The 14,428-nt window shown below is 47.1% G+C and carries 10 protein-coding genes; 2 read left to right on the forward strand and 8 right to left on the reverse strand.

Annotated elements, in window-relative coordinates; genetic code table 11:
* Positions 1-10: 10 nt before the first annotated feature.
* The 3 genes from oppB to CWS43_RS10655 all read right to left on the reverse strand — a co-directional run bounded on the left by oppB (position 11) and on the right by CWS43_RS10655 (position 4,571).
* Entirely contained in the window at positions 11-931 is a 921-nt protein-coding gene (gene oppB, locus CWS43_RS10645) for an oligopeptide ABC transporter permease OppB (RefSeq protein ID WP_013575945.1), read from the reverse strand.
* 188 nt (positions 932-1,119) lie between these two features.
* A complete protein-coding gene (gene oppA / locus CWS43_RS10650) occupies positions 1,120-2,760 on the reverse strand; it encodes an oligopeptide ABC transporter substrate-binding protein OppA (RefSeq protein WP_101076910.1) in 1,641 nt (546 codons plus the stop codon).
* A 1,166-nt stretch (positions 2,761-3,926) separates the two neighbouring features.
* A complete protein-coding gene (locus tag CWS43_RS10655; RefSeq protein WP_101076911.1) occupies positions 3,927-4,571 on the reverse strand; it encodes a YchE family NAAT transporter in 645 nt (214 codons plus the stop codon).
* A gap of 531 nt (positions 4,572-5,102) precedes the next feature.
* On the opposite strand from CWS43_RS10655, the gene adhE reads away from it, so the two are divergent.
* Positions 5,103-7,772 carry a bifunctional acetaldehyde-CoA/alcohol dehydrogenase gene (adhE, locus tag CWS43_RS10660; RefSeq protein ID WP_101076912.1) on the forward strand — a complete coding sequence of 890 codons (2,670 nt, stop codon included), beginning with the start codon at positions 5,103-5,105 and terminating at the stop codon, positions 7,770-7,772.
* A gap of 126 nt (positions 7,773-7,898) precedes the next feature.
* Here adhE and CWS43_RS10665 read toward each other — a convergent pair whose 3' ends face one another.
* On the reverse strand, positions 7,899-8,507 hold the full coding sequence (locus tag CWS43_RS10665; protein WP_101076913.1) for a thymidine kinase: 609 nt from the start codon (positions 8,505-8,507) through the stop codon (positions 7,899-7,901).
* Positions 8,508-9,128: 621 nt separating this feature from the next.
* On the opposite strand from CWS43_RS10665, the gene hns reads away from it, so the two are divergent.
* Positions 9,129-9,536, forward strand: coding sequence for a histone-like nucleoid-structuring protein H-NS (hns, locus tag CWS43_RS10670; RefSeq protein ID WP_101076914.1), 408 nt, complete (start codon positions 9,129-9,131; stop codon positions 9,534-9,536).
* 210 nt (positions 9,537-9,746) lie between these two features.
* On the opposite strand, the gene CWS43_RS10675 is transcribed toward hns, so the two are convergent.
* The 4 genes from CWS43_RS10675 to rssA all read right to left on the reverse strand — a co-directional run bounded on the left by CWS43_RS10675 (position 9,747) and on the right by rssA (position 14,343).
* The gene (locus tag CWS43_RS10675; RefSeq protein ID WP_101076915.1) at positions 9,747-10,754 is read right to left on the reverse strand and encodes an NAD-dependent epimerase; all 1,008 of its coding nucleotides are present in this window, start codon (positions 10,752-10,754) and stop codon (positions 9,747-9,749) included.
* Between the two features lie 9 nt (positions 10,755-10,763).
* Positions 10,764-12,107 carry a UDP-glucose/GDP-mannose dehydrogenase family protein gene (locus tag CWS43_RS10680; protein ID WP_101076916.1) on the reverse strand — a complete coding sequence of 448 codons (1,344 nt, stop codon included), beginning with the start codon at positions 12,105-12,107 and terminating at the stop codon, positions 10,764-10,766.
* Positions 12,108-12,321: 214 nt separating this feature from the next.
* The gene (gene rssB, locus CWS43_RS10685; RefSeq protein ID WP_101076917.1) at positions 12,322-13,335 is read right to left on the reverse strand and encodes a two-component system response regulator RssB; all 1,014 of its coding nucleotides are present in this window, start codon (positions 13,333-13,335) and stop codon (positions 12,322-12,324) included.
* Between the two features lie 96 nt (positions 13,336-13,431).
* Positions 13,432-14,343, reverse strand: coding sequence for a patatin-like phospholipase RssA (gene rssA / locus CWS43_RS10690; protein WP_101076918.1), 912 nt, complete (start codon positions 14,341-14,343; stop codon positions 13,432-13,434).
* Between the last annotated feature and the right edge of the window lie 85 nt (positions 14,344-14,428).

A 14,428-nucleotide genomic window follows, 5' to 3' on the forward strand; every position in this document is an offset into this window, starting at 1 on the left:
TGCTCCGGCATTAATAACGGATTTTCGGGTCGATGACGGCATACAGCACGTCGACGATCGCATTGAACAAAATGGTTAATGCGCCCACTAAAATGGTCAGGCTCAGAACCAGTGAATAGTCACGGTTTAATGCACCGTTGACAAACAGCTGGCCGATGCCCGGCAATCCGAAAATGCTCTCGATAACCATCGAGCCGGTAATGATCCCAACAAACGCAGGCCCCATGTAAGACAATACCGGCAGCAGCGCGGGTTTCAGTGCGTGACGCAGGATGATGCGACGCAGTGGTAAGCCCTTTGCGCGTGCTGTGCGGATGAAGTTGGAGTGCAGAATTTCAATCATAGAACCACGGGTGATACGCGCGATACTGGCGATGTAAGCCAGTGAAAGTGCCACCATCGGCAGGATCATATATTTAGCCCCTCCGCCATTCCAGCCGCCACCCGGCAGCCATTTCAGCGTAATGGCAAATATCAGTACCAGTAACGGCGCTACCACGAAGCTGGGGATAACCACCCCGGTCATCGCAACGCCCATCACCGTATAGTCCCATTTGGTATTCTGGTTCAGCGCGGCGATAACTCCCGCACTTACGCCAAACACAATCGCCATGATAAATGCAGCCAGACCCAGTTTCGCGGAAACCGGGAAAGAAGCGGCAACCAGATCATTAACGGTGTAATCCTTATATTTGAACGACGGGCCAAAATCGCCTTTCGCCAGTTGTTCTAAATAGTGGAAATACTGTTTATACATTGGGTCATTGAGGTGATATTTCGCCTCAATATTCGCCATCACTTCTGGTGGAAGATTACGCTCACCCGTAAAAGGGCTGCCCGGTGCGAGACGCATCATAAAAAATGAAATGGTGATCAGAATGAATAGCGTCGGAATCGCTTCCAGACAGCGGCGTAAAATAAACTTTAACATTGCCCGTACCTGTTTCTAAGCCTGTCACTACAGCTTGATAGTTTTGGCTTGGTCACGACGGCCATCAGAAGATGCCCGTCGTGGTGGCTCTTTGCTTTAGTACCGAAATTCGGTATTAAAAACATGACCTTCATCAAAAATATAATGAGCAGGGCAGCTCGGGGATGCCCTGCCCGTACACTGATGGATTAGTGTTTGATGATGTACAGATCTTTGACGTAGACGTTATCCTGCGGATCTTTACCGGTGTAACCGCCAACGAATGGTTTCACCAGACGTGCGTTCACGTAGTAATAGACAGGAACGATCGCAGAGTCTTTATCCAGCTGAGTTTCAGCTTTCTGATAAAGCGCGGCACGTTCTTCGTCAGTTTTCACGGTCAGAGTGTCTGCAATGTCTTTGTCAAACGCGGCGCTCTTATAATGAGCCGTGTTGTTGCTGCTATCAGACAACATTGTGTTCAGGAAAGAGGAAGGTTCGTTGTAGTCAGAACACCAGCCCGCGCGCGCGATATCGAAGTTACCCTGATGACGGCTGTCCAGGAAAGTCTTCCATTCCTGGTTAACGAGTTTCACGTCAACACCCAGGTTTTTCTTCCAGATAGCAGCGGCAGCGATAGCCAGTTTTTTGTGCAGGTCAGAAGTGTTGTACAACAAGTCAAAGGTCAAAGGCTTAGCCGCAGTGTAGCCCGCTTCGGCCAGCAGTTTTTTAGCCTGCTCGTTACGTTGTTCCTGCGTTTCTTTGAACCAGGCCGGAGGGGTCAGTTTTGCACCATCAGTGTAAGGAGGGGTGTAGCCATAAGCTGGCAGATCGCCCTGCGCTTTTACTTTATTCACGATAATGTCGCGATCCAGACCCAGTTTCAGTGCCTCACGTACGCGTGAATCAGTGAACGGGGCTTTCTGGTTGTTGATTTCGTAGTAGTAAGTACACAGATATGGGTCAACGTGAACTTCGGTCGGGATCTCTTTTTTCAGTTTCTGGAACAACTCGATCGGCATGTTGTTGTAAGTCATGTCGATCTCACCGCTGCGGTAGCGGTTTACATCCGTAACTTCAGAAGAAATTGGCAGGTAAGTTACCTGATTGATAACAGTTTTTGCGTTATCCCAATACGTCGGGCTACGTTCCAGAACGATACGTTCGTTAACGGTCCAGGTTTTCAGCTTGTATGCACCGTTGCTCACATAGTTTTCTGGTTGGGTCCATTTATCGCCAAATTTCTCAACGGTTTTCTTGTTCACCGGTTTCATCGCAGTGTGAGACAGCATTTTTACGAAATAGGGAACAGGTTCGGTCAGGGTCACTTGCAGGGTGTGATCATCCAGGGCTTTTACGCCCAAGGTATCAGGGCTTTTCTTACCGGTAATGATGTCATCGATGTTTTCGATATGACCATATTGCAGGTAACTTTCATAAGGCGAAGCCGTTTTCGGGTCAGCCAGGCGCTGCCAGCTGTAAACGAAATCTTCTGCGGTAACAGGGTCGCCATTGGACCATTTTGCTTCCGGACGCAGGTGGAAGGTCCAGACTTTAAAATCTTTGTTTTCCCAGCTGGTTGCGACACCAGGAATGACGCTGCCATCTTTGCTGTCGGTGTTAACCAGGCCTTCCAGCAAATCGCGAATAACGTTAGATTCCGGAACACCTTCGACTTTGTGCGGGTCGAGAGACTGAACTTCAGAACCGTTGTTACGCACCAGTTCCTGTTTCGCTGCCAGCGTTACTCCAGCAGGTACATTTGCTGCAAATGCATTGTTAATTGAGATCGCACCCACTGATGCCATGATGCAGGCAGCCAGCAGACTTTTTTTTGTGATGTTGGTCATTGTTATTCAACTCCAGTTTTTATTATGAACTTGCGCGCTCTGGCGCAAGATAACCCCTTGCTGGGTCAATGGGTTTCAAAAGCAGGAACGAATTGCTCAAGAAAAGCCCCCCATGTAGTCTCCATCTTACGATGGCTATCCCCTATTACTGCATGTTGCTATGAAGCGTCAGGCGGTTGTGCGCCATGCGGCTTCTGAGATCGTTAAGGAAGATCTCCCCCATTTGATTCACCTCGTGCGCGGCAAAACTGAGTTTTGCTGCAAACCAGGTAATCACATACTGTTATTGCGAACCTGAACAATATTATTTTCTTATTTTCCGGGCTTATGGCGAAAGAATATCCTTCGCCGCTAAGCGCTCAAAAATCAATTAAAGAGAAAAAGCCTGAAGATTTGTTTTGCTGAACAGGGAGAGTCAACGTCAGGTTGTTTAATGTCGTCGTCTCAATGCCTGGCTTCCTGATCGCAGAAAGCAACTGAGGATAATTTTGTGGAACGCAATGCGACACGACACTCTCCGAAAACAAATGAAATCGCTTCAATCTTTTGTGCCTGGCAAGATTCATTCTCACTTAGAGCATTGCTCTAAACAAAACTCCATTTTTGAAGACTGTTTGAAAATTATCAGAAGCCTGATAATGGTGCCAATAAATTTTGCAAATATGTTACGTAATTCTCTTTTACACATTGCAAACATTGAATCCGCCCTGGACCAATTCAGTGTAAAATGCAGGTCAATATATTGTTTTAAAACACTTTTATAGCAAAATCCATGATCAAATCTGCGCGATGGATTGCTCAAAGACTTACCTGACACAATCAGTCAACAATCAGATATTTTCAAGGATAAACGCCTGTGAACTGCTGTGTTAACACTAATAACATCTCGATACAGCATGTACAAGCCTTACAGAATGATGTGGATAAATTAACGTCAATTCGGGCATAAAAGAGGGAGTTTTAGCTAAAAAATAGCTAAGTTTATTAGGGGAAATGAGAGCTTGAGTTGAAATGACCAATGAGAAGCGAATTTGCGCCACATTTGAGTGCAATCGTTCTAATTTAAGTCATTAGCTGCACTATATTAATGCATTGGATTATAAGAGCGCTTAATAATTATCACGAAAACCTGTCAGTGATTTCGTGATAATCCGTCAGCTAGCAGGTTAAAGAAGACCGGGGAAAATAGCTTTAATACCTGTCACTATAAATTCAATCCCGAGAGACATCAGCAGCAACCCCATAATGCGGGTAATCACGTTGATGCCCGTTTGTCCCAAGAGGCGGACAAGCAACGGTGCAGCACGGAACAAAAGCCAGCAGCAAAATGCGAAGAAAATAATTGCTGCGGTCAGCCCCAGCAAGTTCTGCCAGCCGTTGTAGCGGGAACTCCAGACAATCGTCGAACTTATCGCACCCGGGCCGGCCATCAGAGGTAGTGCCAGCGGAACCACGCCCACATTTTCGCGGATTGCGGTTTCTGACTTCTCCTGTTTGTTCTGTTTATCCTCACCCAGCTTACCGCTGATCATCGACATCGCAATCGTCACAACCAGGATCCCGCCGGCAATACGGAAAGAATCGATTGAAATCCCGAACAGGTGAAGAATCGCATCGCCGAGAAAAAGCGCAGTCGACAATATAATGGCCACTGACAGGTTTGCTGTCATGTTGGTCTTATTACGCCCCGCCGCTGCCTGATAGCTGGTCATACTGATAAACACCGGCAAAATCCCCACCGGGTTGACCAGCGCAAACAGGCCGACGAAAAATTTGATATACCCTGAAAAATCTAATAAAGATTGGCTCACGCAGAACTCCGCACAATTATGCCAGCAGATGAAGGTTTTGATGGGCGCTAATGTACTGGAATCCCCGTAAAGGCGCCACGCCGTTTCATAGTTTTTATCACCAGATTTCCAAATAAAGGCAGTGAATAAGACTTTTGTTAAAATTGAGTTTTTTTATTGATAACTTTAGCTACTAAACTGTATTATCAATGAGCATATTTGATAATCATTCTCAATAACATCCTGCTGAAAGGTGTCAGCATCGGTATTTAGTGATCCAGATCAAATTAACACTGCCTACAAATAGGTAAGCTCAGTACATAGTCACTCAGCGTTATTTGAAGGCAAAACGCTCAGTGATAACGGTGATTTAAAAGATATCTGCTTTATCCGGTGCTTCACAACTGAAAGCTCTTTAAGCAAATAAAGAGGCAAAGACAACACATTGAGAAATAAGATTTTAATTAGTTTCTCACGGTGACTGATAGCAGGTCTATACTAGTCTTTGGCAGATTATTTACTAAAAGAGTTTAACTTTATCAGGAGAGCATTATGGCTGTAACAAATGTCGCTGAACTAAACGCACTCGTTGCTCGAGTCAAGAAGGCACAGCGCGAATATGCCAACTTCAGTCAAGAGCAAGTAGATAAGATTTTCGCTGCCGCCGCTTTAGCTGCTGCCGATTCTCGAATTCTGCTGGCAAAACTGGCTGTTGAAGAATCCGGAATGGGTATCGTCGAAGACAAAGTGATCAAAAACCACTTCGCCTCTGAATATATCTACAATGCTTACAAAGATGAAAAGACCTGTGGCATTCTGGGTCAGGATGATACTTTCGGTACCATCACTATCGCTGAGCCAATCGGCCTGATCTGCGGTATCGTTCCAACCACCAACCCAACTTCCACTGCGATTTTCAAAGCGCTTATCAGCCTGAAAACCCGTAACGGCATCATCTTCTCCCCGCACCCACGTGCAAAAAATGCGACCAACAAAGCTGCTGATATCGTGCTGCAAGCCGCTATCGCTGCAGGTGCACCAAAAGACATCATCGGCTGGATTGATGAACCAAGTGTAGAACTGTCTAACCAATTAATGCATCACCCTGACCTGAACCTGATTCTGGCAACCGGTGGTCCGGGCATGGTTAAAGCCGCATACAGCTCCGGTAAACCCGCCATCGGTGTAGGTGCAGGTAACACCCCAGTTGTTGTTGACGAAACGGCTGACATCAAACGTGTTGTTGCTTCTGTTTTGATGTCTAAAACCTTCGATAACGGCGTAATCTGTGCTTCTGAACAGTCTATTATCGTCGTTGATTCAGCTTATAACGCAGTTCGTGAACGTTTCGCTTCCCACGGCGGTTACATGCTGCAGGGCAAAGAGCTGAAAGCGGTTTCTGATATCATCCTTAAAAATGGCGGCCTGAACGCAGCCATCGTAGGTCAGCCAGCAGTGAAAATTGCTGAAATGGCCGGTATCAAAGTTCCTGCTAACACCAAAGTGTTAATCGGCGAAGTCAGCGTTGTTGACGAATCCGAACCGTTTGCACACGAAAAACTGTCCCCTACCCTGGCAATGTACCGTGCTAAAGATTTCGAAGATGCGGTAAACAAAGCTGAGAAACTGGTAGAAATGGGCGGTATCGGCCATACCTCTTGCCTGTACACAGACCAGGACAACCAACCAGAACGTGTGAACTATTTTGGCAACAAAATGAAAACCGCACGTATCCTGATCAACACCCCTGCTTCACAGGGTGGTATCGGTGACCTGTATAACTTCAAACTTGCCCCTTCTCTGACGCTGGGTTGCGGTTCATGGGGTGGTAACTCCATCTCTGAGAACGTCGGCCCTAAACACTTGATCAACAAGAAAACTGTAGCGAAGCGAGCAGAAAACATGTTGTGGCATAAACTTCCGAAATCAATCTACTTCCGCCGCGGCTCACTGCCAATTGCGTTGGAAGAGGTGGCAACGGATGGAGCGAAACGCGCCTTCATCGTTACCGACCGTTACCTGTTCAACAATGGCTATGCAGACCAGATTACCAGCGTTCTGAAAGGTCACGGCATTGAAACTGAAGTGTTCTTTGAAGTTGAAGCGGATCCAACACTGAGCATCGTTCGTAAAGGTGCTGAGCAAATGAACTCCTTCAAACCGGACGTTATTATCGCTCTGGGTGGTGGTTCCCCGATGGACGCCGCGAAGATCATGTGGGTTCTGTACGAACATCCGGACACTCAGTTTGAAGATTTGGCGCTACGCTTTATGGATATCCGTAAACGTATCTACAAATTCCCGAAAATGGGCGTGAAAGCAAAAATGATTGCTATCACCACCACTTCCGGTACAGGTTCTGAAGTCACGCCGTTCGCCGTTGTGACCGACGATGCGACGGGTCAGAAATATCCACTGGCTGACTATGCGCTGACACCTGATATGGCTATCGTTGACGCGAACCTGGTCATGAATATGCCGAAATCACTGTGTGCCTTCGGTGGACTTGATGCGGTCACTCACGCACTGGAAGCTTACGTTTCTGTACTGGCTAACGAATATTCTGACGGTCAGGCTCTGCAAGCGCTGAAATTGCTGAAAGAAAACCTGCCAGCCAGCTACAAAGAAGGTGCTAAAAACCCGGTGGCTCGTGAACGTGTTCACAATGCGGCAACTATCGCGGGTATCGCGTTTGCCAACGCCTTCCTGGGTGTTTGTCACTCAATGGCTCACAAACTGGGCTCTGAGTTCCACATCCCACACGGCCTTGCTAACGCCATGTTGATTTCTAACGTGATTCGCTACAACGCCAACGATAACCCAACTAAACAGACTGCTTTCAGTCAGTATGACCGCCCGCAAGCGCGTCGTCGTTACGCAGAAGTCGCTGACCATCTGGGTCTGGGCGCTCCTGGTGACCGTACTGCACAGAAAATTGCAAAACTGCTGAACTGGTTGGATGAAATCAAAGCGGAACTGGGCATCCCAACGTCTATCCGTGAAGCTGGCGTTCAGGAAGCAGACTTCCTGGCTAAAGTTGATAAGCTTTCTGAAGATGCGTTCGACGACCAGTGTACCGGTGCTAACCCACGTTACCCTCTGATTGCAGAACTGAAACAGATTCTGATGGATACCTACTACGGCCGCGAATTCAGCGAAGAAGTTACAGAAGAAGTGGTTGTTGCAGCGCCTAAAGCTGAGAAGAAAACCAGCAAAAAATAACTTGCTGAGATTCTGATAGCAAAAAACCCGCCGAAAGGCGGGTTTTTTATTTCCGAAAACATACCTCGCCGCACTATTTTTCCGGAGGCGTAGGGGTAGATCCGCTTCAGAAGCCCTGTAACGCCCTCAGGCAGGCGTTGAGTCATTCTTAATGTTGATAGCGGCCATTGCCTCTTTGTAATGCTTACGGCACACGGAGACGTAGCTTTCATCGCCGCCAATCACAACCTGTGCTCCATCGTGCAGCGCTTTACCATTTTCATCCAAACGCAGATTACGGTTTGCCTTGCGCCCGCAATGGCAGATAGTTTTAAGTTCAACCAGCTTATCCGCCCAGGCCAGTAAATATTCGCTCCCCTCAAAAAGCTCCCCACGAAAATCCGTCCGCAGACCATAACAAAGCACAGGGACATCCAGCTCGTCCACAACGTCTGTGAGCTGCGATACCTGCGCTTTGGTAAGGAACTGGCACTCATCGATCAGAACGCAGCTCAGACGCTGTGAACGGTTCTCCTGCTCCACAAGCTTAAAGAGTTCAGTACCTTTATTATAAAGCTCGGCAGGCGATGAAAGGCCGATTCGGGAACTGACTTTGCCGATACCAAAACGGTTGTCTAATTCCGCAGTTAACACCAGCGTGCGCATGCCACGTTCTTGATAATTATATGAAGATTGCAGCAGCGAGGTAGACTTACCGGCATTCATCGCCGAGTAATAGAAATAAAGCTGAGCCATGAAGGAGTGATCTCATTATGTATTGGATGGCGTAAATTTTCGGCATGTATTGTACCACAGGGCTTGCGGACTATAACAATGACTAACTGATTCCTTTATCTGCACGGGGAGATTCATTTTAGTAAAAAAATCACAGAAACTTACAATCAAAAATTATAAAAATAACTGATGATTATTCGTTATCACCGCACCCGGCGCACGCCAGAATTGCGTATTTTATATGGCGGCATGACAGATTTATTGATTTGTCTATACATTAAAAAACGGGGAAACAGCAAGCCCAGTGCCCAAGTCTTTACATCTGACATCAACATCACAAGTAAGACTTTTCCATATCCTTACATTACTTAACTTCACCTATCCTTTAATTTGTGAACAATCGCATACTTATAAAACTGCCTGCGTGAAGCCACAATAGACGTCAACAGTGTATTGAAAATAGGGTTATCGCCCACAGATAAATAGTGTGAACTGACCTGCCTATATTTTTTCATGCAGAAACATTATTTGCATTAAATGCGTAAATTAAGGTCAGGCAAACAAATTGGCTATTGCAGAATACAGAAGAGCATTCTATTATTAGCCAAACGCCCCCCACCAATATAATTTGAGACTAGTATAATGAGCGAAGCATTAAAGATTCTGAACAACATCCGTACTCTGCGCGCACAAGCAAGAGAATGCACTCTGGAAACTCTGGAAGAGATGCTGGAAAAATTAGAAGTTGTTGTGAACGAGCGTCGCGAAGAAGATTCTCAGGCAGCTGCTGAGATTGAAGAGCGTACTCGTAAACTGCAACAATATCGTGAAATGCTGATTGCTGACGGTATTGACCCTAACGAATTGCTGCAAACTATGGCTGCTACTAAAGCCACTGGTAAAGCAAAACGTGCAGCACGCCCTGCTAAATACAAATACATCGATGAGAACGGCGAAAACAAAACCTGGACTGGCCAGGGCCGTACTCCAGCGGTAATCAAAAAAGCAATCGAAGAGCAAGGCAAATCACTGAACGATTTCCTGCTGTAATTGCCCTTATTAACTTAAATGTTAATATTAAGAAACCCATCATAACGATGGGTTTTTTGTTTTTTTAGTGCTCAGTAAATACCTTGCCTGATACAAAACCCTGTTAAGAAACATCTCATAAAGTGTTATCTATAACTATCTATAAGATTTAGCTGATTCAATAAAAAAGACTGCACCAGGCAGCCTTTAAGAAAAGCTCACGGGTTCACATTACACCTGATAAAAGCCCCGATACCAGTCAACGAAGTTCTGTACACCCTGTTCAACAGACGTTTCAGGTTTAAAACCAATGGCATGGTATAGCGGCAACGTATCTGCGCTGGTTTCATGTACATCACCAGGCTGCATTGGCAACATATTCTTACCGGCTTCAATGCCTAATGCTTTTTCTAAGGCGCTGATATATGTCATTAGCTTAACCGGGTTGCTGTTGCCGATATTATAAACGCAATAAGGCGCGGAACTGCCAGCAGCAGAACCTTCTTCAACCGTCCATCCGGCATCAGGCTGTGGAATAACATTTTGCAAACGAACGACGGCTTCAGCTATATCATCGATATAAGTAAAGTCGCGGCACATTTCACCGTGGTTATAAACATCAATATTCTGACCCGCAATCATCGCCTTAGTAAACTTAAACAAGGCCATATCAGGACGCCCCCACGGGCCATATACGGTAAAGAAACGTAACCCGGTGGTGGGAAGTCGATAAAGATGCGAATAGGTGTGAGCCATTAATTCGTTGGCTTTTTTCGTCGCAGCATAAAGCGAGACAGGATGATCAACAGAATCATCCGTTGAAAAAGGCTGTTTTTTGTTCAAGCCATAAACAGAACTGGAAGAAGCATAAAGCAAGTGCCCCACTTTATTATTGCGGCATCCTTCAAGCACGTTCACAAACCCGATGAGGTTGGAATCAGCATAAGCCAAAGGATTTTCGATTGAATATCGGACACCGGCCTGCGCAGCCAGGTGGATTACACGTTCAAAACGTTGTTCCGCAAACAATGCCGCCATGCCTTCACGGTCAGCTAAATCCAGCTTAATAAATTCAAAGCCATCTTTATTTTCCAACTGGGCAAGACGAGCAAGTTTCAGGTTGACGTCATAATAGTCATTCAGATTATCAAGACCGACAACTGAATGGCCTGCCGCCAGCAAACGTTGTGACACATAGAACCCAATAAAACCCGCAGCGCCGGTTACCAGATATTTCATGAAATCTCCTTACAGAACCGGATTGATTGATGCACCACGGCCAATACCGTAGTAAGTAAATCCGCGTTTCTCCAAACGTTCAGGATCGAATAAGTTTCGACCATCAAAAATAACCGGCGCTTTTAATGCTTTTTTGATTACATCAAAATCAGGGGCACGGAAATTTTGCCATTCGGTACAAATAATCAACGCATCTGCGTTGTGCAATGCAGACTCTTTGGTGCCCATTAATTCCAGATCGTCACGGTGTCCATAAATTCGCTGGGTTTCATTCATGGCTTCCGGATCGTACGCTTTGATTTTCGCACCTGCGGCCCATAGCTGTTCCATTAAGACACGGCTGGATGCTTCACGCATATCATCCGTATTAGGTTTAAACGACAGTCCCCAGAGTGCGAAAGTTTTCCCTTCCAGATTATCGCCAAAATGGCGCTGGATGAATGCAGGCAATTTATATTTTTGCTGGTAATTCACTTGCTCTACGGCCTGCAACAGCTTCGGCTGATACCCGATGTGTTCAGCAGTGCGAATCAGCGCCTGCACATCTTTCGGGAAACAGGAACCGCCATAACCACAACCAGGGTAAATAAAGTGATAACCAATACGTGAATCTGAGCCGATCCCCTGGCGCACTTTCTCGATATCAGCACCCAGCAGTTCCGCCAGATTTGACATTTCATTCATAAAACTGATTTTTGTCGCAAGCATACAGTTTGCAGCGTATTTGGTTAGCTCAGCACTGCGGATATCCATCAGGATCATGCGATCATGATTACGGTTGAAGGGCTCATAAAGCTCGCGGATCGGATCAATAGCGTCCGGATTATCCGTACCGATAACAATACGCTCAGGTCGCATGCAGTCAGCAACTGCAGCGCCCTCTTTAAGAAATTCAGGGTTAGAAATCACATCAAAAGTGATATCAACACCGCGCTCTTGCAGTTTTTCGGTCATCACTGCGCGGACTTTATCAGCAGTACCGACGGGCACTGTTGATTTATCGATAACGACTTTGGGTTCTGTCATATGCTCTGCAATCGTGCGGGCAACGGCAGTGACATATTTAAGGTCAGCAGAACCATCTTCATCCGGCGGGGTGCCCACAGCGATGAACTGAACGGTGGCATGCGCCACGCCATCAGCAGCATTGGTACTGAACAGCAGACGCCCGGCTTCATAGTTACGCTGGACCAGAGGAGTGAGGCCTGGTTCAAAAATGGGGATCTGCCCGTTCTTCAGGTTTTCGACCTTTTTTGCATCAACATCGATACACAAGACTTCGTGCCCGACTTCTGCAAGGACCGCCGCCTGAACAAGTCCGACGTAACCGATACCAAAAACTGTTACTTTCATCAGCGAATTCCTATTTGTTATTTTTTAACAGCGTAAAATAGACAGCCAAAATTCCGGTACGCATTATACCAGCTTCAACCATAAGTGCGCCTGCAAAGGCATATTTTGCATAAGATACGTCTTAGATGAATGAAATTAAACGGGAAGACAAAATAGCGTGCGGAAAAAATGCTCAATATTATTAAGGTATTATTCTACATAGCGTTAAATTTGTTCACTCAACCGACAGCATTAACCTCAGACGCCCACCCGATCCCCATACCTGACACTGCCAGGCTTCGCATTTCTGGCTGATTTGATTAGAGTAAGTCGCGCCCGTTGTGCCCAAAGGGACGCCGTTACTGAGCTGGATCATATTGATTCCGGTATTGACGTTAGCATGCAATCCCGCAGAAACCAGAATGAGGTTTTTGTATTCGGCATGATAATAACCCAGCAGCAGGGGGAACTGCCCGGCCAGGCCAGCTTGTTTAAATAAATGATTAACTTGTTTAAGCAACGTAGACATTTGCGGCAGGCGTTGATGTTGATCGCTTAAATGCTCACGTAATAAGCTGTTAAAAATAGCGCGCAGTAATAACGCGGCCAGAACCCCATTCTCGCTGGCACGGGTGACATCAAGGCAGTAAAAACCGAGATCTTTTGATGAAAGAGCCGCGATATCCAGCACTAACCCCGGATTTTCTGCCGTCGTCAGTTGCCGGTAATTAATGCGGCAATGGGCGAGTGTTTGCTGGACGGGAGGCTGCAGCTCCTGCAGCAGACGTTGCGCCTCGTTAGGATTACGGCACAGTGCCTCCCAGTCCTGAACCAGCGAACTTTCCTCCATAGCCTGAGAAGAAAAAAGCTTTGGATAGAGGGACGACAGCAATGCCTCGCGCAACCGCTGAAGATCGGTAATCGGTTTGAGCAAAACATCCTCTACGCCAAGGCGCAGCATCGAAGCAACGTCGGTCATTTTATCTGTAGCAGAAATCACCAAAACCGGGATTTTATTGCCCTGCAACCTCAGATTTTCGACAAATTCCATCCCGCCCATTTCAGGCATAGCCAAATCACAGAGGATCAAATCAGGGGGATAGTCTTCGACCAGAGACAAGGCCTCAAGACCGTTTTCGGCTTCAGTAAACGTTGCGCCCAGGGAACTTACATAGCCAGCAAGGATGGATCGGAAAACCGCTTCGTCTTCAACGATAAGGATATGCTTGCTTGTAAGTGGCTTGTCCATCAGGGTCCCCCAGAATTTCTTATTCTAATAGTGGCTCATAAAGCCTGTTTTTGCTTGGCAGAATTGTCAGATTCCACCAAACACGTTTTAACCCGTTCAGAACTGTCTATTTTTTATCAGGGGCAGCAACTGTTCTCTCTGTTTTTCAACCGCAAGCCGCCCGGCCTCAATGGCTTCTTCTGCCCGGTGGAAATCCAGCGTTGAAATTTGCGGGCAATAAGGCTGGATCAGCACATCCGGCGGATCTCCCGCCATGCGGTTACGTTTCAGACGATTCTCCAGTACCTGAATTGAGGTCGACATAATTTCCATCGCCGAAGGACTCACATTCGGTTTCCTGGAATTTGGCCTGGTTAAACGCTGGCGAATTCTGTCACGCCAGCTCAGCTCTTTCTCAGTATCCAGTGCTTCGCCGGTAGGTTGTACGGTCAGTAGATCCTGCTGCATCAGATGTGCGTCATGCTGCAAATCGACGGCAATCACGATATCCGCCCCTAATGCACGCGTCAGCGAGACGGGCACCGGATTCACCACGGCGCCATCAACCAGCCAGTAACCATTGTGCCAGACCGGAGCCAGCAGGCCGGGCATGCTACAGGACGCACGCACTGCCTCGGGCAAATCGCCTTCGGTCAGCCACAGCTCGCGCCCGGTGCTCAGGTTAGTCGCCACCGCGCCGAATTTTTTCGAGCACTTCTCAAAATCAGTGATGCGAATAATCTGCCCGACGGCATTAAACACCCGTTCGCCGCGCAACAGGCCGCCGCGTTTCCAGGAAAAATCCATCAGGCGCAAAACGTCCCAGTAACTGAACGAACGTACCCAGTTTTCCATCGACGGCAACCGGCCACTGACGTACGCCGCCCCCACCAGCGCACCGACGGAACATCCGGCCACCACATCGACCTCAATATCCATGTCTTTCAGGGCATTAATTACGCCAATATGTGCCCACCCTTTCGCCGCACCCGATCCCAGGGCAAGGCCAATGGTGACTTTTCTGCTCATCTGATGACCTTAATATTGCACATCGCGTTAGAATGGGCCGGGAAGCGCGTTGTCACCCGGCAAGTTTGTTAGGTAACATATCACT

The organism is Rahnella sp. AA (assembly GCF_002834385.1).
GTDB lineage: Bacteria > Pseudomonadota > Gammaproteobacteria > Enterobacterales > Enterobacteriaceae > Rahnella.